At 71.1% G+C, this 20,334-nt stretch carries 23 protein-coding genes; 9 read left to right on the top strand and 14 right to left on the bottom strand.

What is annotated here, in order from left to right:
* Positions 1–108 precede the first annotated feature (108 nt).
* The 4 genes from LV75_RS27855 (at position 109) to LV75_RS27840 (ending at position 4,260) form a co-directional block, all read left to right on the top strand.
* The gene (locus LV75_RS27855; protein WP_253890143.1) at positions 109–1,089 is read left to right on the top strand and encodes a Bug family tripartite tricarboxylate transporter substrate binding protein; all 981 of its coding nucleotides are present in this window, start codon (positions 109–111) and stop codon (positions 1,087–1,089) included.
* Complete coding sequence (locus tag LV75_RS27850) at positions 1,086–1,607, top strand: tripartite tricarboxylate transporter TctB family protein (protein ID WP_253890141.1); 522 nt, start codon at positions 1,086–1,088, stop codon at positions 1,605–1,607. Before LV75_RS27855 ends, LV75_RS27850 begins: the two co-directional genes overlap by 4 nt.
* Complete coding sequence (locus tag LV75_RS27845) at positions 1,608–3,113, top strand: tripartite tricarboxylate transporter permease (protein WP_253890139.1); 1,506 nt, start codon at positions 1,608–1,610, stop codon at positions 3,111–3,113. It abuts the gene before it with no gap.
* Between the two features lie 88 nt (positions 3,114–3,201).
* A complete protein-coding gene (locus tag LV75_RS27840; protein ID WP_253890137.1) occupies positions 3,202–4,260 on the top strand; it encodes an NADH:flavin oxidoreductase/NADH oxidase in 1,059 nt (352 codons plus the stop codon).
* 101 nt (positions 4,261–4,361) lie between these two features.
* Here the strand turns inward: LV75_RS27840 and LV75_RS27835 are convergent, their stop codons facing one another.
* A complete protein-coding gene (locus tag LV75_RS27835) occupies positions 4,362–4,544 on the bottom strand; it encodes a DUF3073 domain-containing protein (RefSeq protein ID WP_204449364.1) in 183 nt (60 codons plus the stop codon).
* Positions 4,545–4,761: 217 nt separating this feature from the next.
* On the opposite strand from LV75_RS27835, the gene LV75_RS27830 reads away from it, so the two are divergent.
* A complete protein-coding gene (locus LV75_RS27830; RefSeq protein ID WP_253890136.1) occupies positions 4,762–5,646 on the top strand; it encodes a DUF8083 family protein in 885 nt (294 codons plus the stop codon).
* Between the two features lie 1,026 nt (positions 5,647–6,672).
* Here LV75_RS27830 and LV75_RS27825 read toward each other — a convergent pair.
* The 5 genes from LV75_RS27825 to LV75_RS27805 form a co-directional block, all read right to left on the bottom strand.
* Positions 6,673–7,614: an asparaginase gene (locus LV75_RS27825; RefSeq protein ID WP_253890134.1), complete on the bottom strand. Its 942-nt coding sequence runs from the start codon at positions 7,612–7,614 to the stop codon at positions 6,673–6,675.
* A 17-nt stretch (positions 7,615–7,631) separates the two neighbouring features.
* Positions 7,632–8,201, bottom strand: coding sequence for an RsiG family protein (locus LV75_RS27820; protein ID WP_253890132.1), 570 nt, complete (start codon positions 8,199–8,201; stop codon positions 7,632–7,634).
* A gap of 55 nt (positions 8,202–8,256) precedes the next feature.
* The gene (locus LV75_RS27815; RefSeq protein ID WP_253890130.1) at positions 8,257–9,105 is read right to left on the bottom strand and encodes a beta-keto acid cleavage family enzyme; all 849 of its coding nucleotides are present in this window, start codon (positions 9,103–9,105) and stop codon (positions 8,257–8,259) included.
* Positions 9,106–9,172: 67 nt separating this feature from the next.
* Positions 9,173–10,291: a CAF17-like 4Fe-4S cluster assembly/insertion protein YgfZ gene (gene ygfZ / locus LV75_RS27810; protein ID WP_253890128.1), complete on the bottom strand. Its 1,119-nt coding sequence runs from the start codon at positions 10,289–10,291 to the stop codon at positions 9,173–9,175.
* Complete coding sequence (locus LV75_RS27805) at positions 10,288–10,734, bottom strand: Fur family transcriptional regulator (protein WP_253890126.1); 447 nt, start codon at positions 10,732–10,734, stop codon at positions 10,288–10,290. The genes ygfZ and LV75_RS27805 overlap by 4 nt, the downstream gene beginning before the upstream one ends.
* A 41-nt stretch (positions 10,735–10,775) precedes the next feature.
* Here LV75_RS27805 and LV75_RS27800 point away from each other — a divergent pair, with 41 nt between their 5' ends.
* Both LV75_RS27800 and LV75_RS27795 read left to right on the top strand, forming a co-directional pair.
* Positions 10,776–11,618 (top strand): aminodeoxychorismate lyase, encoded by an 843-nt coding sequence (locus LV75_RS27800; protein ID WP_253890125.1) that lies wholly within the window; start codon positions 10,776–10,778, stop codon positions 11,616–11,618.
* A 705-nt stretch (positions 11,619–12,323) separates the two neighbouring features.
* The gene (locus LV75_RS27795; protein WP_253890124.1) at positions 12,324–12,620 is read left to right on the top strand and encodes a hypothetical protein; all 297 of its coding nucleotides are present in this window, start codon (positions 12,324–12,326) and stop codon (positions 12,618–12,620) included.
* 2 nt (positions 12,621–12,622) lie between these two features.
* On the opposite strand, the gene LV75_RS27790 is transcribed toward LV75_RS27795, so the two are convergent.
* From LV75_RS27790 to LV75_RS27755, 8 genes are all read right to left on the bottom strand, one after another.
* Positions 12,623–13,483: a 5-oxoprolinase subunit C family protein gene (locus LV75_RS27790; protein WP_253890123.1), complete on the bottom strand. Its 861-nt coding sequence runs from the start codon at positions 13,481–13,483 to the stop codon at positions 12,623–12,625.
* Positions 13,480–14,100 carry a 5-oxoprolinase subunit B family protein gene (locus tag LV75_RS27785; RefSeq protein WP_253890122.1) on the bottom strand — a complete coding sequence of 207 codons (621 nt, stop codon included), beginning with the start codon at positions 14,098–14,100 and terminating at the stop codon, positions 13,480–13,482. Before LV75_RS27785 ends, LV75_RS27790 begins: the two co-directional genes overlap by 4 nt.
* A gap of 6 nt (positions 14,101–14,106) precedes the next feature.
* On the bottom strand, positions 14,107–14,748 hold the full coding sequence (locus LV75_RS27780) for a heme-binding beta-barrel domain-containing protein (protein ID WP_301319919.1): 642 nt from the start codon (positions 14,746–14,748) through the stop codon (positions 14,107–14,109).
* A 219-nt stretch (positions 14,749–14,967) separates the two neighbouring features.
* Entirely contained in the window at positions 14,968–15,273 is a 306-nt protein-coding gene (locus LV75_RS27775) for a DUF1416 domain-containing protein (protein ID WP_253890121.1), read from the bottom strand.
* A gap of 44 nt (positions 15,274–15,317) precedes the next feature.
* Positions 15,318–16,151: a sulfurtransferase gene (locus tag LV75_RS27770; RefSeq protein ID WP_253890120.1), complete on the bottom strand. Its 834-nt coding sequence runs from the start codon at positions 16,149–16,151 to the stop codon at positions 15,318–15,320.
* The gene (locus LV75_RS27765; RefSeq protein ID WP_253890118.1) at positions 16,148–16,588 is read right to left on the bottom strand and encodes a DUF4395 domain-containing protein; all 441 of its coding nucleotides are present in this window, start codon (positions 16,586–16,588) and stop codon (positions 16,148–16,150) included. Before LV75_RS27765 ends, LV75_RS27770 begins: the two co-directional genes overlap by 4 nt.
* A gap of 254 nt (positions 16,589–16,842) precedes the next feature.
* Positions 16,843–17,256, bottom strand: coding sequence for a thioredoxin family protein (locus LV75_RS27760; RefSeq protein ID WP_253890117.1), 414 nt, complete (start codon positions 17,254–17,256; stop codon positions 16,843–16,845).
* Positions 17,256–18,146 (bottom strand): LmeA family phospholipid-binding protein, encoded by an 891-nt coding sequence (locus LV75_RS27755; protein WP_253890115.1) that lies wholly within the window; start codon positions 18,144–18,146, stop codon positions 17,256–17,258. Before LV75_RS27755 ends, LV75_RS27760 begins: the two co-directional genes overlap by 1 nt.
* 501 nt (positions 18,147–18,647) lie before the next feature.
* On the opposite strand from LV75_RS27755, the gene LV75_RS27750 reads away from it, so the two are divergent.
* Together LV75_RS27750 and mshD are read left to right on the top strand one after the other, a co-directional pair.
* Positions 18,648–19,376, top strand: coding sequence for a winged helix-turn-helix transcriptional regulator (locus tag LV75_RS27750; RefSeq protein ID WP_253890113.1), 729 nt, complete (start codon positions 18,648–18,650; stop codon positions 19,374–19,376).
* Positions 19,377–19,406: 30 nt separating this feature from the next.
* Positions 19,407–20,315, top strand: a complete 909-nt coding sequence (mshD, locus tag LV75_RS27745) for a mycothiol synthase (protein WP_253890111.1) — start codon at positions 19,407–19,409, stop codon at positions 20,313–20,315.
* The last annotated feature ends 19 nt before the right edge of the window (positions 20,316–20,334 follow it).

Here is a 20,334-nt window from a genome sequence, read left to right as displayed (position 1 = left end):
CTCAGCCCGTGAACACAACGACCACAACGACCGCTGTGGCCGCAACGCGACAGCGGCCGTAATCCCGGGGCAACATTGCTGTCCTCAACGACTGAGAGGCAGGTCACAGTGCGCGTATCCCCGTTGCTGGCCGCGCTAGCTGCCCTGGCGGCGGTGCTGTTGGTACCGCCCCTGCTCAGCTCAGGTGACTCTGACAGCGCTGGCTTGCGCGGCCTCCGCGTACTTGTGCCGAACTCTCCCGGCGGCGGCTACGACATCACGGCCCGCACCGCAGTTAAAGCTATCGAGGACAGCGGTCTCTCCAGCGGCGTCGAGGTGTTCAACCTGCCTGGCGCCGGTGGCACTGTCGGCCTCGGGCGGCTGGTCAACGAGCGCGGCAACGACAAGCTCCTTATGTCGATGGGCCTAGGTGTCGTCGGCAGCGTCTACACGAACAAGTCGCCGTCATCGCTGGCTAACACCACACCTATCGCCAAGCTCATCGAAGAACCCGACATCGTCGTGGTGTCCAAGGACTCCCCTTACACAGACCTGGCCGGGTTGATCGCCGCGTGGAAGGCCAACCCGGGTGCGGTCCCCGTCGGCGGCGGCTCGTCCCCCGGCGGACCCGACCACCTAGCGCCGATGCTCATGGCTAAAGCGGTCGGCCTCGCGCCTAAAGACGTCAACTACGTCCCCTTCGACGGCGGCGGTGAACTGCTGGCCTCGGTGCTCGGCGGCAAGGTCGCCTTCGGCGTGTCCGGCATCGGCGAGTACCGCGACCAGATCCAGGCCGGTGAGCTGCGTGTCCTCGCGGTCACGAGCGGCAAGCGCATCCCCGGCGTCGACGCCCCGACCCTGCAGGAGTCCGGTGTGGACGTCGACTTCACCAACTGGCGCGGGATCGTCGCCCCGCCAGGTATCACCGACACCGCCCGCGACCGGCTGGTCAAGCTGCTCAGCGACCTGCACGCCTCCGGGGCGTGGCGCGGGGCGCTCGAGCGCAACGGCTGGACCGACGCGTTCCAGACCGGCCCCGAGTTCGGCCGCTTCCTCGCCGCCGAGAACGCCAGGGTCGCCGACGTGCTGAGGGAGTTGGGGCTGGCATGAGCACGCTGACCGACCGGCGCTTCGACCGCCGCTGGCTGCGCGAGCACTCCGAACTGGGCGTCTGCGTGGTGCTCGCCGCGCTCGGCGTCCTGGTGCTCACCGACGCGCTGACCATCCCCACCGACTTCGCCCAGCGCGGCCCGGTCGGCCCCAAAGCCGTCCCGGTGCTGGTCGGCGGTCTGCTCCTGCTGGTCGCCGCCCTGCTGGCCCGCGACGTGCTGCGCGGCGGCAAGGGCGAGGCCGAGGCGGGCGAGGACGTCGACCTGTCCGAACCGGGCGACTGGAAGACGGTGCTGCTGCTGTCCGGGGCGTTCCTGGCCAACGCGGCGCTGATCGGTCTCCTCGGCTTCCCGATCTCGGGCACCGTCCTGTTCTGGGGCGCCGCCTACGCGCTGGGCAGCCGTGAACTGGTGCGCGACCCGCTCATCGCGGCGGGGATGTCGCTGGTCACCTACGTGGTTTTCAACAACCTGCTCGGGGTTCCGCTGCCCGGCGGCCCGCTGGTGGGGGTGCTGTAGATGGACTCGTTCAACCAGCTCATGTCCGGGTTCGGCACCGCGCTGACCCTCACCCACCTGCTGCTCGCCGCGATAGGCGTCTTACTCGGCACCTTCATCGGCGTCCTACCCGGGATCGGTCCGGCGATGGCGGTCGCGTTGCTGCTGCCGGTCACCTACGGCCTGGAGCCCACCGGCGCGTTCATCATGTTCGCGGGCATCTACTACGGCGGCATGTTCGGCGGCTCCACCACCTCGATCCTGCTCAACACCCCGGGTGAGAGCGCGGCGGTGGTCGCGGCCATCGAGGGCAACCCCATGGCCCGCAAGGGACGCGGCTCCCAAGCCCTCGCCGCCGCCGCGATCGGGCACTTCGTCGGCGGGCTCATCGGCACCACCCTGCTCGTCCTGCTCGCCCCCACCGTCGCCGCGCTCGCCGTCGACATCGGCGCGCCGGACTACTTCGCGATCATGGTGCTCGCCTTCACCGCCGTCACCTCGGTGCTCGGCAGCTCCCGGGTGCGCGGCTTCGCGGCCCTGTTGATCGGCCTGGTCATCGGCCTCGTCGGGCTCGACGAGATGACCGGGCAGCAGCGGCTCACCTTCGGCTCCCTGCAACTGGCCGACGGCATCGACGTGGTCATCGTCGCGGTCGGCCTGTTCGCCGTCGGTGAGTCGCTGTGGGTCGCGCTGCACCTGCGCCGCCGCCCCGCCCAGCCGATCCCGGTCGGCCGGGCCTGGCTCGGCCGCGACGACCTGCGCCGCGCCTGGAAGCCCTGGCTGCGCGGGCCGCTGATCGGGTTCCCGTTCGGGGCGCTGCCCGCCGGTGGCGCCGAGATCCCCACCTTCCTGTCGTACGCGGTGGAGAAGCGGCTCTCCCGCAACAAGGCCGAGTTCGGCCACGGCGCGATCGAGGGCGTCGCCGGTCCGGAGGCCACGGCCAGCGCGTCGGCCGCGGGCACCCTGGTGTCGATGCTGACCCTGGGGTTGCCCACGACGGCGGTCGCCGCGGTCATGCTCGCCGCGTTCCAGCAGTACGGGATCCAGCCCGGGCCGCTGCTGTTCCAGCGGGAGCCGACCCTGGTCTGGGGGCTGATCGCCAGCCTGTTCGTCGGGACCGTGCTGCTGCTGGTGCTGAACCTGCCGCTGGCGCCGGTGTGGGTGAAGCTGCTGAAGATCCCCAGGCCGTACCTCTACGCGGGGATCCTGTTCTTCGCCGCGGTCGGCGCTTACGCCGTCAGCGGGCAGGTCGCCGACCTGCTCGTCCTGTTCGTGATCGGGCTGATCGGGCTCGCCATGCGCCGCTACGGGCTACCGGTGCTGCCCGCCGTGCTCGGGGTGATCCTCGGGCCCGCCGCCGAGCAGCAGATGCGGCGGGCGCTGCAGCTGTCCGACGGGTCGCTGATCGGGCTGGTGAACACCCCGTTCTCGATCGTGGTCTACGCGATCGTGGCCGCCGTGCTGCTCTGGCCGGTCGTGGCCGCGGTCCGCAAGCGCGGCGCCGAGCGCGCTGTGACGAAGGTCTGACCTGGGAACAGGGGGCGGGGTTGCGGCGCTGACTAGGGTCGGTACGAATAGTTCGTCGCAATGCGAACTTACTGTCGGAGGAACCCCCGTGAGCTTGCTGTTCGCCCCCTTGACCATCCGATCGGTGACCCTGCGCAACCGGATCGCGGTCAGCCCGATGTGCCAGTACAGCGCGACCGACGGTCTGCCGGACAACTGGCACCTGGTCCACCTCGGCGCCCGCGCCGTCGGCGGTGCGGGCCTGGTCTTCGCCGAGGCCACCGCGGTCGAGCCCGCCGGGCGGATCTCGCCGCAGGACACCGGGATCTGGTCGGCTGCGCACGTCGACGCGTGGCGGCCGATCACCGAGTTCATCAAGTCCCAAGGGGCGGTGCCCGGCGTACAACTCGGACATGCCGGGCGCAAGGCCTCCGTCTACCGGCCATGGGATGACGGCGAGGGTGCGGTCGCCGAGGGCGGCTGGCAGACCGTCGGCCCGACCGACCAGCCGTTCAGCCCGAGCTACCCGGTGCCGCAAGCGCTTGCGCCAGCGGATGTCGAGCGGCTCGTCGCGACCTTCGCCCAGGCGGCCCGCAACGCCGTCGACGCGGGCTTCGAGGTCATCGAGGTCCACGCCGCGCACGGCTACCTGCTACACCAGTTCCTGTCGCCGCTGAGCAACACCCGCACCGACGAGTACGGCGGTGACCTGGCCGGGCGGTCGCGCTTCCCGCTGGCCGTGGTCCGCGCGGTCCGCGAAGCCGTCGGCGACGACCTGCCGGTGTTCGTCCGCGTTTCCGCGACCGACTGGACCGACGGCGGCCTGACCGTGGACGACACCGTGGAACTCGCCCGTGAACTGGCGCGCGCGGGCGCCGACCTGGTCGACGTGTCCAGCGGCGGCAACGTGGCCACCGCGCGGATCGAGACCGGACCCGGCTACCAGGTGCCCTTCGCCGACGCCGTGCGGCGCAAGGCTGAGGTGGCCACCGCCGCGGTCGGCATGATCACCGACCCGCACCAGGCCGAGCAGGTCCTCGCGGACGAGGCTGCCGACCTGGTGCTCCTGGCGCGTGAGCTGCTGCGCGACCCGTACTGGCCGTTGCGCGCGGCAGCCGCACTCGGTGCCGAGATCACCCCGCCAGCCCAGTACGCGCGGGCGTTCTGAGCCGCGCCGAGCGGCCGTCCCGCATTCCGGGACGGCCGCACGGGGCAGGTGAGGGGGTTAGCGGGGTAGGGGTCCAGCACCGGGAGTACTGGACCCCGGATTCACCGCCGGTAGTCGTCGTACTCGTCGTCGGACGAGTCGTCGAAGCGGTCACCGCTGTCGTGACCGTCGTCGGAGTTGCCCGACAGCTCGCGCTGCAGGGCATCGAAGTCCGTGTGGTGTGAGCTGTACTTGAGCTCCCGGGCCACCTTCGTCTGCTTGGCCTTAGCTCGGCCGCGCCCCATGGCTCGACCCCCTCGCACAGTGACGGGGCGGCCGGGGGAACGGCGGCCCCGTAGATGTCGACAGTTGATTCCTGCTAACTACCGTACCGTGCCGAAGGGGTTCGATGCGACGCGGCACGGTGTGGAGAACCTGACATCACCGCGAACACCGCCCGGATCCCCCGCCGTTCACCTTCCTGGACGCCGCGGCGGTGGCGGTCCGTGAAACGATGGGGCCGTGTCCCGTCCGTTCGTCGCCTACCTGCGGGTGTACGAACCGTTGTCCGCGTTCGACGAACCCCGCGCTGACCTGCTGCGGGCCGCGATCGCCCGCGAGCGGCTCGACCGCGACCAGGTGGCGGCGCGGGAACGCGAGGTGTGGCTCAAGTCACAGCTGATCGGGGCCGCCCTACCGGGTGAACTCCGCGACGGCCGCCCCTCCCCGAACTCCCTGCGCGACGTCCTCGTGATCGACCCCGCCGAGGTCCCCACCGGCGAGTCGGCTTGCGGACCGGGCCCGCTCGTGTGCCCCCTCGACCTGCGCGCCCGCTCGGCCGCCGCGATGGTCGGTTTCCTGGCGACCGCGGGCCCTGCCCTGCGCGACGCCGTGCTCACCACCTCCGCCGAACAGGTCCGGCAGAAGGCGACCCGGGTACTGGCGGACCTCCCCAACGGCGCCGTGCACGTGGTGTCGACGACGTGGACTGTCCCCTTGCCGTGGTTCGCACTCGTCGACCCGGCCCAGCGGCACGTGATCCTCGCACCGCGCGCGGACCCCCGGAGGCAGCTCTACTGGCGCTCAAGCCACGGCGACGCACTGCGGCGGGTGGAGCGGGCGCACGACCTCGCGGTGCAGACGTTCGGCGAGAACGGGCCCACGAAGGTCCTCGCCGACACGGCCCGATGGCTGGAGAACTTCGACGCGGGGTCGGCGGTGGAGCTGGACTACGGGGGTCTGGTGCAACTGCTCAGCGACGAGGAGTTGGTGGAGGACACGTCGGCTGAGGACGTGCACGCGATCCTGGACGCGATCGAGGCAGCGGACCCGGGGCCGGTGGGGGAGCGGTTTGAGCGGTTGCGGGAGTTCTGGGCGGGGCTTGCTCGGCGGGAGCAGTTGAATTGATGGTCCTTTGTGGTGGGGGGGCTTGGGGCTGTGATGGTTTGTCCACAACGTCTTTTGCTGTCCACAGCTTGCGTTCGCTGCTGCCGTTGGGTCGGTGTGCGTCGATAGGCTGTATATCGGGGGCTTCTCGATTAGTTGATCTTTAGGTGGGGGCGGGGTGCTTGTGTTGGCTGCCGTGGGTGGTGGGTGTGTGGGCACGGTTGTCCACAATGGCTTTGGTTGGCCACAGGGTGTTGCTTGGTGCTGCCGTTGTGTGGGGCTTCCTCGGTAGGCTGTGTATTTGGGGGCTTTCGGTCAGGTTGATCTTGGCGTAGGCAGTGGTTGGGGTGCGGGGCAAGGGATTCGGCCTCCGCCTTCGGCTCCGGTGGACGCCTCGTCGCCTGGCGGCAACATCGGCGGAGATCCGCGACAATGCGAAGAGCTCGATGGGGCGAACTTGTTTTGCGCGGGGCCCCTACAACACCCGACGCAGAACCGCAAAGCAGGGGCCCAAAAGCAGGCCCTGCCGCGCGGAAACGCTACGGGTGCCGTCCCCCCACGCAAAACAAGTCCGCCCCATCGAGCCGGCCTGGCACCAGCGACTCCGACTGTCCAGGTGCTGGGTAGGTGGGCTGGGGCCGGTCCTGACGGGGGTTGGGTTTGCACCGCTGGGTCCGAGTGTCCAGGGGCTGGCCTGGTGGGTTGGGGCGGACCTGACGGCAGTCGAGTTGGCACCGGCGGCTCCGAGGAGCGCGGGGCTGAGCAGGTGGGCTGAGGCGGGACCTGACGACAGCCGGGCTGGCACTGGCGGCTCCGGGGAGCGCGGGGTTGAGCAGGTGGGGTGGGGCTGACCTGGCGGAGGCTGGGATGGCACCAGCGGCTTCCGGATGTTCAGGTACTGGGATGGCAGGGCCGACTCGGGCGGGCAGGGACGGCACCGGCGGGGGCTGGGTGGCAGCCCCCAGCTTCCGAAGGGACTGCTACCAACCCGACGTCCCCGTCTGGAGTGGTGGTGCTGGGCGGGTGTCGCGGAGAGCGGGAGCGGAACTAGACGAGGGGGTCTAGGAGGCCTTCGGTTAGGCGGGCGGCGCCTACGGGGACTCCGCCGCCTAGGACGTCTCGTTCGGCTTTTTCCTCTAGTTCTGGGGCGTCGTAGCCGAGGGCTCGGAGGACGCCTACCAGGATGGGGGTTCTGGGGCGTGGCGCGCCGTCGTCGATTTTCATGGTTATGGCGGTTCCGTCGGCCAGGACCATGGCGTGGACGCCTTCGGCGCCGCCTTTGACGAGGAGGCCGGGGATGGCTTGCATGAGTTCCGTGTCGTCGCGGTCGGTGCCGCCGACGAGGTGGGGGTGGGCGCGCATGGCGTCGGCCACGCGGCGGCGGCGGGTGCCCGGGGCGGCGGTCACCAGGCGGGTGTAGCCGGTGGCCAGGCCGGTGAGGGTGAGGGCGAAGAGCGGGGCACCGCAGCCGTCGACGCCGATGGTGGTGATCTTCTCGCCGGTCATGTCCTCGACGGCGTCGGCGATGGCGGACTGGGCCGGGTGGTCGGGGTCCAGGTAGCCGCGCACGTCCCACAGCTGCTGGGCGGCGGTGGCGACCATCGCGGCGTGCTTGCCGGAGCAGTTCATCGCCGCGGCGCGCTTGCCGCCGCCGCTGGCGATCACCCGGTTGCGGGCGGCCTGGTTCATCGGCCAGTCCGGCGGGCAGCCCAGGTCGGTTTCGGCCAGCCCGTTCTTGCTCAGGATCCCCAGCACCTGCTCGACGTGCTCGGCCTCACCGCTGTGCGACGCGCAGCCGACCGCGAGGTCGGCGTCGTCGGGCAGGTCGAGGCCCGCGCGCAGGAGTCCGAGCGCCTGTAACGGCTTGTTGCAGGAGCGGGTGAAGACCGGTTCGTTGACCTCGCCTAGGGCGAGCCGGACCCGGCCGGTGGGGTCGAGGACCACCACCGAACCGCGGTGGATCGACTCGACGAAGCCGGACCGCAACACCTCGACCAGGACGGGGTTCAGCGCTGCTCCCCCTTACCGCGTTCCGCGGCGAGCAGGTCGTCGACCGATGCGCTGCCCGCGCGGTAGCGGCCGCCGATCTCCTCGTTGAGCAGGTCCATCACCTTCTGCACCTCGCGCCTGCGCTGGGAGACCGAGGCCTCCTCCTGCTGGTAGGTCAGCAGCGCGAGCGCCAGCCGCTCCTCGGGCAGCGAGCCGACGTCGGACAGGTCCGCGTCGGAGACCAGGGCCTCGACGTGCCTGCGGTGCGCCTCGGCCCGCGACGGCTCCATCGTCTGGTAGCGGCCGGAGCCCATCGCCGGGCCGACCGCGTTGTCGGCGAGGATCACCGCCAGCTGGTCGACGACCGAGGTCGACTCCCCGCTGGCGCGCCTGCGCTGCTCGGCGCGCACGATGTCGATCCGGCCGTGCAGCAGCCTGCGCAGGTAGGACAGGTCCGTCTCCTCCTGCGCCGCGTCGTCGCGGCGGGCGCGGACCTCGGCCAGGTCGAGCCCGGCCAAGCCCTCGACGTAGTCAGGCGCCAACACCCTGTCGATGCGCCTGCGCCCTCCTGGGCGGACTTCGATCACGGGCACATCCTCCGCCACTCGGTGCTCGATCGCCATATCTTGGCGACAACGGCGCTCAGCTCGCCACCCCCAGAAGTACCCTCGACTCTTCTGGACCAATCGGCGGTCGCTGGGCGATCTTCGCCAATCCCGCCGCCCTGGCCACGAGTTGGGCGTTGTCGCGGACCCGTTCGCCCTTGGCGTAGGAGATCGTGTCCTCCATCCCCACCCGGACGTGCCCACCGGCGGACAGGCTCGCGAGCAACACCGGAAGACTCGTTCGGCCTACTCCCGTTGCCGAGAAAGTGGCACCCTCGGGGATCAGCCGCAGCGCCGCGGCCAGCGTCTCGGTGTCGCCCGGCATGCCGCCCGGCACGCCCATCACCAGGTCCAGGTGGACGTGCCCGCCCGAGGGCAGGCCGTGCTGGTCGAGCAGCCGCCGCAACGTCGTCAGCTGGCCCAGGTCGAAGATCTCGTACTCCGGCACGATCCCGCGCTCCTGCATCCCCTTGTGCAGCGCGACGATGAACTCCCAGCGGTTGAGGAACACGTCGTCGCCGAAGTTCACCGTCCCCATGGTGCACGAGGCCGAGTCGGGCAGTGCGTCGAGGACCGCGAGCCGGTCGGCCTCCGGGTCGGTGACCGCGCCGCCGGTGGACAGCTGCACGATCAGCCGGGTGTTCTCCCGGACCGCGGCCACGGTCTCCTTGAGCCTGCCCAGGTCCAGCGACGGCTTGGCGTCGTCGTCGCGGATGTGGATGTGGATCATCGCGGCGCCGACCCGCTCGCAGTCGCGCGCGGTGCGCACCAGCTCCTCGAGGGTGACCGGCAGGTTCGGCACGTCGGCCTTGCTGTGCTCGGCCCCGGTCGGGGCGACCGTGATCAGCGTGCCTGAGCTGCCGGGGCGGGGCGTCGACGGTGACATGGCGCGATACTGGCACAGCCGCCCACCGCCGCTTCACCCTCGCCGCGTCTGGATCGAACCCGCCGCCTCAGCCGCGCAGGCCCTGGGCGGCGATCCGGCCGAGCGCCGGGGTGTCCTCGGGCACCGAGTCCGGGTCGATCGAGGCCTGGGTGCTCTCCGCGCCTGAGCCGACGACCAGGTCGGTTCCGGGCTCGACCGAGCGCTTGACCAGCGCCAACGCGATCGGGCCGAGCTCGTGGTGCTGCGCGACCGAGCCGATCCGGCCGACGGCGCGCTCACCGGCGAACACCTGGGCCCCGGTCTCGGGCAGCACGTCGGTGGCGCCGTCGAGGTGCAGCAGCAGCATCCGGCGCGGCGGCCTGCCGACGTTGTGCACCTTCGCGACCGTCTCCTGGCCCCGGTAGCAGCCCTTGGCGATGTGCGCGGCGACGTGGATCCAGTTCACCTCGTGCGGGATGGTCTTCTCGTCGGTGTCCACACCCATCCGCGGCCGCAGCGCCTCGACCCGCAGCGCGTCGAACGCCAGGCTGCCCATCGGGCGCGCGCCCGCCTCGGTCAGCCGGGTCCACCACGTGCTCAGCTCGGCGCGCGGCACCAGCAGGTCGGCCGCGTCGTGCCCCGGCCACGGCATCCGGCGGACGATCACGTCCTGCGCGGCGGCGACGCCGTAGGGGGCGGCGGGCACCGGTAGGTCCACTTTGGCCAGCAGGTCCGGCGTCTCGGGACCGACCAGGCTCAGCACCGCGCGCTCCGCAGTGGCGTCTCGCGGTTCCACTTTGGACCAGAAGACCATCTGCTGCAGGTAGTCCAGCAGCGCCGTCGTCCCGCCGCGCACCCCGGTCGCCCGCGCGCCCGGTTCGGTGTCCAACCAGACCGTCCCGTCCAGGTGCGCCAGCAGCATGTGCGCGTCGACCCGGCCCTGGCCGTCGAGCACCAGCGCCTCGGTCCCGGCGCCCTCGGCGAGGTCGGTGACGTGCTGGGAGATCACCAGGTGCAGCCAGGACAGCCGCTCCGCGCCGGGTACCGCGATGACCTCCCGGTCGGAGCGGTCGACCACGGCGACCTTGCGCGCCGCGCTGCGCTGCTCGGCGAACGGGTCGCCGAAGTGCCAGGCGACCGCGGTGCGCTCGCCGTCGGGGGCGGGCACGGCGCCGGGGTGGTCGAGGAGCGGGGAGCGGTCGGTCACGGGTTCTCCTGGGAGCAGGTGTGGCACGTTCCGGACAGCGCGAGGTGGCTGGCATCCAGCTCGAACCCGTGGGTGGCCCGCAGTGTTCCGCACAGCTCGTCCATGACCGCCTTCGGCGACTCCACGACCTGGCCGCACCGGTGGCAGACCAGGTGGACGTGCTGGTGCTCGTGCACCGAGTAGGTCGGCGCGCCGTGCCCGAGGTGGGTGTGCCGGACCAGCGCGAGGCCCTCCAGCAGCTCCAGCGTGCGGTAGATGGTCGTGATGTTGACCGTGGGGGTGGTCAGCTGCACGTGGTGGCAGACCTGCTCGGGGGTCGCGTGCTCGAGCACCAGCAGCGCGTCGAGCACGAGTTGGCGCTGCGGTGTCATGCGCATGCCGCGCTCGTGCAGGGTCGCCCGCAGCTGCGCGCGACGGGCCTCGAGCGGGTGGGCGGTCTCCACCCGTTCGATGGTAGGGCCTGCTCGCGCGTAGGGTTCGGCGCATGCGCGTGCTCGCGATGCTCGACGGAACCCTCGCCGACCCGCACACCCCGCACATCCGGGTCGACGACCTGGGCCTGACCAGGGGCGACGGCGTCTTCGAGACGGTGCTGGTGGTCGACGGGAAGCCGCGGGAGCTCGACCCGCACCTGCGGCGGCTGGCCCGCTCCGCCGCCATGCTCGAGCTGCCCCCGCCGGACCTCGACGCCTGGGCCCGGCTCACCTGGACGGTCATCAACGCCTGGGAGGACCCGGGCGAGATGGCGGTGAAGCTCGTCTACACCCGCGGCCCCGAGTACGGCGACGGCGGACCGACCGGCTACGCCGTCGGCCTGGCGATCGGTGGCCGCTCGGTCCGCAACCGCACCACCGGCGTCACCGCGATCACCCTGGAGCGCGGGTTCGACCCGGCGCTCGTCGAGCGGGCACCGTGGCTGCTGCTCGGTGCGAAGACGCTGTCCTACGCGACCAACATGGCCGCCATGCGCCACGCCGAGAAGCTCGGAGTGGACGAAGTCATCTTCACCGGCGCCGACGGCTCCGTCCTCGAAGGACCAACCTCCAACGTCGTAGTGCTCAACGGACGGACACTGCGCACCCCGCCGCCGACGAGCGGAGTGCTGCCGGGAACAACCCAGGGCGCGCTGTTCCGCGCGGCCGAGCGGGCAGGCTGGTCAACCAAGGTCGAGCCAGTCGCCGCCGACGAACTGGCGACCGCAGACGGCCTCTTCGTCGTGTCCAGCGTCCGCAAGGTCACCAGGGTGCACACCCTCAACGGCGCGGCCGTGACCGACGCGACCGAGATCGCCGCCGAACTGGCCGCACTGTACGAGGCGGAGTACTGACACTCCCCTGATCGGCCGACAGCCCGCGACAGATCCCCGCCTCCACTCGGACGGCAACCCCGCCGAACGCCAAATTGGTTCAACCAATTGGTAGATGAACGCCCCCGGTCCGACCTGCTGTGCTGGAGCCAGCCCCCCGACCGGGGTGCGTCCCACCCACAGCGGAGGCGGCACTTTGGAGCTGAGAACCCCGATCGCCATGGCCCACAGGAAGTCGTGGCGCCACCCCAGCTCCCGCCAGGCCCGCCCCAACCCACCCACTCAGCGCCTGGACACTCGGAAGATCCGGTGCCAACCCAGCCCGCCCTCGCCAGCCCTGCCAACCCAGCACCTGGACACTCGGACCTGCCGCTGCCAACCCGCACCCCGTCAGGTCCGCCCCAACTCACCTTCCCAGCGCCTGGACAGTCGGAGTCGCTGGTGCCAACTGCTCGATGGGGCGGACTTGTTTTGCGTGGGGGGACAACACCCGTAGCGTCGTCAGCGGCAGGGCCTGCTTTTGGGCCCCTGCTTTGCGGTTCTGCGTCGGGTGTTGTAGGGGCCCCGCGCAAAACAAGTTCGCCCCATCGAGCCGACCGCATTGCCGCGGATCGGCCCGATGTTGCCGCCAGGCAACGAGGCGTCCGATCCCGGGACGCCGAGCTCGCCGCCAGGCGACGAGGCCGACCACCCTCGCTGAATCCCAACCCTGCCAAGGAGCACCGCATGAACCTGCGCAAAATCCTCACCGCCACCTTCGCGGCAACCCTCGCCACCACAACCCTCACCACCACCGCCGACGCCGCCGAGTACCGGTGGTCGTGCCGGTCCGTCCCCGCGGGCCACACCTACAGCATGGTCCGCGCCGACCAGGGCTGTGAGCCGCTCTACCTCGTCATGCTGCCCGAGCCGGGCATCTGGGCCTGCACGGTCCCGGCTGGTTTCACCTACACCGTGAGCGTGGTCAACTCGAATTGCACCCTCGGCGGGAGCTCCACCCGATACCTGCTCGCCGCAGCCTGAGCTCAGCCGCGCAGCCTGACCCGCGTCCCCGGGCGGGCCTGCGCCAGCACAGCCAGGTGCCGGACCGGCACCACGCCCACCACCGGGTATCCCCCGGTCGTCGGGTGGTCGGCCAGGAAGATCACCGGGCGTCCGCTCGCCGGGACCTGCACCGCGCCGGTGACCACGCCCTCGCTGGTCAACTCCCGGCCCTCCAGTTCGGGCACCCGCCGCAGCGGGTCACCCAGCAGCCGCAGGCCGACCCGGTTGCTCTCCGGGGACACCGACCAGATCGTCGACGCCAACTGTGCTCCTGCGTCCGCGAACCAGTCGTCGCGTGGGCCTAGTAGGACTGGAACCGTGAGGTAGTCCCCTGGGCTCGGTGGGGGTACCGCGTCTTCTCCGGTCGGTAGCCCTACCGGAGTGCCGACAGGAAGCACGTCACCGACAGACAAGGGTGCTGGGCCGATGCCCGACAGCACATCGGTCGACCGGGATCCCAGCTGTGGTTCGACCAAGATCCCGCCGGACACCGCCAAGTAGTTGCGCACACCGGCATACGGCGAGCCCACCTCGACGACTTCACCCGCGCGTAGATGAACCGGAGCGTGCGAGTCGACCCCGCGACCGTTGACGCTTACCGGCACGCTCGGGCCGGTCACCGCGACAGTGCAAGAGGCTCCAGCACGGACGGCGAGCCCGCCGAGCACACACTCGATGCCCGCCGCGTCCTCCTGGTTGCCCACGAGCCGGTTCGCTAGACGCAGCGACGGCGTGTCCAACGCTCCTGAGGGAGGGACGCCCAGGTGCGCGTTGCCGGGGCGCCCTAGGTCCTCGATGAGGGCTAGAGGACCGGTGGCGACCACGGTCAGCGTTCGGGTCACGACACGACCTCGAACCGGACTTGGTCGCCCGGGGAGAGCAGCGCGGCGGGTGAGCTAGTCGCGTCGAACAGCGCGGCAGCGTCATCAGCAAGCCTTGCCACCAAGCGCCACCCGCCAGGCGACGCACGCGGGTAGATGCCGGTGAACTCCCCTGCGACACCAACAGACCCGACCGGTACTCGCGTGCGGGGAGTCTCTAGCCGCGGCTGGCACAACGGCTCGGGTAGGCCGGTCAGGTAGGCGAAGCCAGGGGCGAAACCGCAGAAGGCGACTGTGTAGATCGCGCTCGAGTGCAGCGCCACAGTTTCTTCGACACTTAGGCCTGCCGTCTCGGCGACGAGCTCTAGGTCCAAGCCCTCGTAGACCACAGGCAGCACTACCTCGGTTGAGGCAACCGCGGGGGGCGAGGACAGGTCGGCCCCGTCCAGTACCTCTTGGACCTGCCGCAACCCCACCGATCCGGGCTGGAACGACACCAGAACCGTGCGGGCAGCGGGTACCAGCTCAACGAGCCCAGGTAGCCCTGCCGAGGCCAGAGCGGCTCGTGCCGCGGCGACCTCGCCCAGGGACTCGACCTCGACCAGCACCGCGTCCGGGCCACACCGCCGCAGTCGCATCCAGGGTTAGCCGACGACGCGGCGCAGGTACGCCGAGGTGTGCGGCTGCAGCTCCTGCCCGACCATCGCGCGCTCCTCCACGTAGGCCAGGTCACCGCCGTTGACCAGCCCGTAGAGCCGCTTCGCCTGCTTGACCTCCTTGGCCGAAGAGGTGCGCACCACGATGTCGGTGTCGAGCTCCCACGAGGTCTGCGTGCGCGGCGAGCCGTAGTAGATCTCCGAGATGCCGGTGGCGTGCACCAGCAGGACCTCGATCGTGTCGTCGCCCTGCGGCCGCCAGAAGCCGGTCTCGCGCGCGGCGGGCCGGATGACCTTGCCCTCGTCGTCGAGCAGCCACGCGCGCGCCTCGTAGTAGAGGAACGGGCGACCGTCGTGCGCGAAGGTGATCTGCTGGCCGAACTTGTACGGGCCGTCGATGGTCGGGTAGACCACCTCGCCCTCCCCGCGCCACACGCCGACCAGCGGCAGCAGCGAGAAGCAGGCGTCGTTGATCTCCGGGCCCTCGCGCAGGTTCGCGGTGTCGGCCGGGATCGGCAGGTCGTCGAACTGGGGCACGTTGCGGTGGCGGGTGCCCTCGGCCCGCTTCTCCGCGGCCTGGATCGCCGCGTCGCCGCTGCCGGGCACCGGGCCGGTGGCGTCCGAGGGCATCAGCGCTGGTCGGCGTAGAGGCGGTAGACGACGTACCCGGCGAACCAGGTGGTCAACAGGCCCACGAGGACCAGCAGCGAGGTGAAGAAGATTTCCACAGCTGGAGGATACCGCCCTGGCCCGCCGCGCACGCGTGGCGCTGGTCCCACGACGAGGGCCCCGGGGAGGTCGCTCCCCGGGGCCCTCGACGATCCAGTCCTAACCGACCGAGACGCAGTCCTAGCCGACCGAGACGGCGACCTCGTGCAGCCCCGGCCCGCTCGCGCTGACCGTCGCCTCACCGTTGCCGGTGCGGTGCAGCGCGCGCACGGTCCAGTCGCCGGGGGCGGCGAAGAAGCGGAAGTCGCCCTCCGGCGAGGACACGACCTCGGCGGTGAACTCCCCGCTGGCGTCGAGCAGCCGCACGAACGCGCCGCCGACCGGGGTGCCACCGCTGGTGACCTTGCCGTTGAGCACGACCTCCTTGCCCGCGTCGATGTTCGCGGGCAGTGCCGTTCCCTGCTCCGGTGCTCCACAAGAGCTCATGACAGTCCTTTCCGTCCCGGCCGGGGTGACCGGCGTGGGGTTGTTCAGGCGCCGACCTCGACCGGCACGCCGACCAGCGAGCCGTACTCGGTCCACGACCCGTCGTAGTTCTTCACGTCCGAGTAGCCGAGCAGCTCGCGCAGGGCGAACCAGGTGTGCGAGGAGCGCTCGCCGATGCGGCAGTAGGCGACGGTCGCCTTGCCCTCGTCGAGACCGGCCTCCTTGTACAGCTCGCGCAGCTCGTCGTTGGACTTGAAGGTGCCGTCCTCGTTGGCGGCCTTGCTCCACGGCACGTTGATCGCGGTCGGGATGTGCCCCTTGACCTGCGCCTGCTCCTGCGGCAGGTGCGCGGGGGCGGCCAGCTTGCCGGAGAACTCGTCCGGCGAGCGCACGTCGACCAGGTTCTTGGTGTTGATCGCCGCGACCGCCTCGTCGCGGAACGCGCGCAGCGTGAGGTCCTGCTCCTTGGCCGAGTAGGTCGTCTCCGCGCGGGTCACCGCGTCGGCCTCGAGCGGGCGCCCGTCGAGCTCCCACTTCTTGCGGCCGCCGTCGAGCAGCTTGACCGACTGGTGGCCGTAGAGCTTGAAGTACCAGTAGGCGTAGGCGGCGAACCAGTTGTTGTTGCCGCCGTAGAGGATCACGGTGTCGTCGTTGCCGATGCCGCGGGCGGAGAGCAGCTTCTCGAACCCGGCGCGGTCGACGAAGTCGCGGCGCACCGGGTCCTGCAGGTCCTGCCGCCAGTCGACCTTCACCGCACCCGGGATGTGCCCGGTGTCGTAGGCGCTCGCGTCCTCGTCGACCTCGACGAACACCACCCCGTCGGCGTTGAGGTTCTCCTCGGCCCAGGCGGCCGTAACCAGCACGTCTTCGCGGCTCATCGGGCGGTTCCCACTTTCCTTTGCTTGGTGGACAGGCGGTTGATCAGCAGATAGGCCTCGCAGCCGAGGCAGAACCCGAACGCGGCGTTGAGGAACGCGGCCACCAGCGCGAGCGCGGTCGCCGCGGTGCCGAGCGCGGTGACCTCGAGCGCGTAGCCGAGGACACCGACGACAGCGAAGCCGAACCCGACGGTCTGCGCGAACCGGACCGGGGTGGCGTCCTCGCGCTCGTCGGTCGGGGCGAGCCGCGGCGCGACGAGCGCCCGGTACAGCGCGGCGTACGGGGAGTAGCGGAGCCCGGCGAACCCGCCGAGCGCGAACACGACGGCCTGGGCGGCCAGCAGCGGCCACCAGCCGGTGACGAGCACCGCGACGAGCACGGCACTGGTCACGCCAGCGGCGAAGCGCGGCCCTCTCGGGTCGACCTGGGTGGACACACGGCCTCCTGACCTGCACACGGGTGGGTGTGAGCGGCCAGGGGCGAACGAACGCCGCGGGCGGGCCGCCCGGTCAGGTGCCCCGACACAGGCTGCTGTGCACGCGGCAGAAGTCCACCGCGCGGCGCCTGGTCAGGAAGCTGGACACGGCCGCGAGACTACCTGCCGCCCGCGCAGGCGTGAGAGGCCCCGTCCACAGGGTGAGACGCCGGATCTCGGCATTGCGCTCGGCGAAAGCGCAGGTGGGGCGTGTCTCAGCCGGGCAGGTGGGGGCGCAGCGAGGTGAGCAGGTCTTCACGTTTCGGGATTCCGCCGACGCGCAGCAGCTCGGTGCCCGCCGCGTCGACCGCGATGGTCGTGGGGGTCCGCAGCACCGACAGCCGCTTCGCGAGCTCCGGCTGGTCGGTCAGGTCGACGTCCGCGTGCGCGAGACCGGTGGTGCTGCCCGCGAGGTCCACCAGCACGGCCCGGGCCTGCTTGCAGTTGCCGCAGAACTCGGTCGACAGCTGCACGAGCGTCACCGCGGCGCCCGGGTCGAGCACCGCGCGCACCTCCTCGGGCACCGCGCCTGCCGAGGACACCCTGGTGCGGCCGCCGAGCGACCGCACCAGCAAGCCGATGCACATGGCCACGGCCACGGTGCCCAGCGCCACGTAGAGACCGGTCATCAGCGGCCCAGCACCAGGTTCTCGGCCTTGCCCTTGACCGACAGCACGCCGCGCTCGACGGTGACCGCGGTGGGCGTCACCTTGAACGGCAGGCTGCCCGGGTCCAGGCGGCGGGCGAACAGCGAGAGCACCTTCGACTGGATCTGCTGCGGCAGCTTCACGTCGGACCCGCCGTTGCGCAGCTCCAGCCGCTTGGGCGTGATCTCGACGCCGCCGTCGACCAGCGACACGATGGAGAACACGCACAGCTCGGTGTCCTGCCCGGCGATGCCGACCGTCCCGCACAGCTTCACGCCCGCGGTGGTGCCCTCCTGGTCGGCGACCTCCTTGGCGTCCTCCTCGGTCTCCTCGCCCTCGGCGGGCGCGGTGTTGACCGCCTTCTCGCTGACCGGGTCGATGGTGAGGTTGGTGATGGAGGACACGACCTCGTTGGAGTTCTCCTGGATGGCCCGGTTCACGTCCGAGGCCTTGATCCGCACCTGGCCCTCGACCTCGCGGATCGGCACCTGGGTCAGCGACCCGGAGACCAGGTCCGAGAGCGGGGCCTGGACCCCGCGCAGGTCGGCGTGCACGTCGACGTCGCGCAGGGTGTCCTTCACCGGGACGCCCTTGGCGTCGATGGTCACCAGGTCGTACTCCCCGGAGGCCGCCTGGAGCAGGAAGGAGAACCCGCCCACCTTCACCGACGGGTGGTCGCGCAGGTCGAACTGCTGCTGCGCGCGCTTGGACACCTCGTGCTCGAACACCGCCGCCGCGCCGAAGTCGGCCGCGACCAGCAGCACGAGCAGCACCAGCACCGAGATGACGAGCCTGCGCACCGCCTTCGACCGGCGGCGGGGAGCCGTCGACGGCCCGCCCGAGTTCGCGCCCGCGTTCGTCATCGTCGCCATCCCGTCACCTGTCTGTCGCCTGTCCTGGCTCTGCGTCACATCTTGTCCCTGCGTCACGGCACGTCCCCCGGGTACCTACCCGCTCGAGCGCGGTTCGGCACACCCACATGATCCCGCAGTCCGCCTGGCCCCGACCGGACACCACTACCCGGTCCACCCACAGGGACGTGCCACCGCGCGCGGGCGTTGCCTCGGCGGCGCCGAATGGTGGGATGTCCACGGGGGCAACACGCCATTCACAAATCGAATTCGAGCGGGCCGGGAAATCCGGTCCGGTCGGGTGATGCGCAGGTGGACGCGGGATTTACGCCGCCGTAACACGGTGGCGTTGAGCTGGGCGTCATCCTGGGTGGGCACCGGTTCGCGTGTGACGCCGACGTCACGGGCACGACATTCGCGCGAGCCCCGGGCTATTGTCCTGACCAGCCGAAAACGCCACCCCAGACCGGGGCCGCACCCCAACGCCGCGGCGCGGATTCACGCAAGAGAGGCGGACTCGTGATGAGCCTCGACCTGCTGCTGCTGACCGCCGACCCCGAGCCCGCGACCGTGGTGCCGTCGCTGATGCTCCTGCCGCACACCGTGCGCACCCAAGCGCCCGAGGTGACCGCGCTGCTCGAGGCGGGTTCCCGCGACGCCGTGATCGTGGACGCGCGCACCGACCTCGCCGCCGCCAAGAGCCTGTGCAGGCTGCTGACCAGCGGCGGCGACAGCTGCCCGGTGCTGGCCGTGGTCACCGAGGGCGGCCTCGTCGCCATCACCAGCGACTGGCGGATCGACGAGATCCTGCTGCCCACCGCGGGGCCCGCCGAGGTCGACACCCGGCTCCGGCTGCTCACCACCCGCGGGCCCGCCGGTGCCGCAGTCGACGGTGCGCTGCGCCTCGGCGAGCTGGTCATCGACGAGGCCACCTACATGGCCCGGTTGCGCGGCCGCCCGCTCGACCTCACCTACAAGGAGTTCGAGCTGCTCAAGTACCTCGCGCAGCACGCGGGCCGGGTGTTCACCCGCGCGCAGCTGCTGCAGGAGGTCTGGGGATACGACTTCTTCGGCGGCACCCGCACCGTCGACGTCCACGTCCGGCGGCTGCGCGCCAAGCTCGGCGTCGAGCACGAGCAGCTCATCGGCACCGTGCGCAACGTCGGCTACAAGTTCGTCCAGCCGCCCAAGGCCGGCGCCCGGCGCGAGCCGTCCCAGGAAGCGGACCGCGCTCGACGCGTGGACGCCTGACGGGCCACCCGCCTGGGTAGGTTCGGTGGTGTGACCGACCTGACCTGGCGCCCGGACAGCCCCGAGGCCGTTGCCGAGATCCGCCCACTGCTGCGCGCGGTCGCGGCGGTGGACGGCCGCCCCGAGGTGGCCGCGACCGGACCGCTGCCGCGCGAGTTCCGCGGCGGGGAGCACCTGCTGGCCACCGACGGCGTCGAGCTGGTCGGCTACGCGCACCTGGACACCGACGGCGACTCCTTCGGCCGCCAGGTCGCCGAGGTGCTCGTCCGGCCGGATGCCCGCGGCCGGGGGGTCGGCTCGGCGCTGGTCGACGCCGTCCTGGCCCGCGCCGCCGACGGGGTCCGGCTTTGGGCGCACGGTGACCACGCGGCGGCCGCCAAGATCGCCGAGAAGCGCGGGCTGTCACGGGTTCGCGAGCTGCTGACGATGCACCTGGACCTGGCCGCGGTCGAGCTGGCCGAGCCGCTCTGGCGCGAGGGCGTCCGGGTGCGGGCTTTCGAGCCGGGGCGCGACGAGGCCGCGGTCGTCGAGGTGAACAAGCGCGCCTTCGACTGGCACCCCGAGCAGGGCTCGATGAGCGTCGCCGACGTCGAGGCGACCGAGGCCGAGCCGTGGTTCGACCCGGCCGGGTTCTTCCTGGCAGTCGACGCGCAGGACCGCGTGCTGGGGTTCCACTGGACCAAGGTGCACCCGGGGGCGGGTGGCCCCGGGACCGGTGAGGTGTACGTCGTCGGCGTCGACCCGGCCGCCCAGGGCGGTGGCCTCGGGAAGGCGCTGACGCTCGTGGGGCTGCGGCACCTGCGGGCCGCCGGACTGCCCGAGATCATCTTGTACGTCGAGTCCGACAACACCCCGGCGGTTGCTGTTTATAGCCGATTGGGGTTCACCCGTTCGGCCGCCGACGTTCAATATGCACGTGCAGAAGCGCGGAGCGTCTAACCGGTTACGCAGCGCATAC

The sequence above is a fragment of the Actinokineospora diospyrosa genome, assembly GCF_024171925.1.
Taxonomy (GTDB): domain Bacteria; phylum Actinomycetota; class Actinomycetes; order Mycobacteriales; family Pseudonocardiaceae; genus Actinokineospora; species Actinokineospora diospyrosa.
The sequence above is the reverse complement of the archived record's forward strand: the minus strand, read 5'-3'. Positions and strand labels throughout refer to the sequence as shown.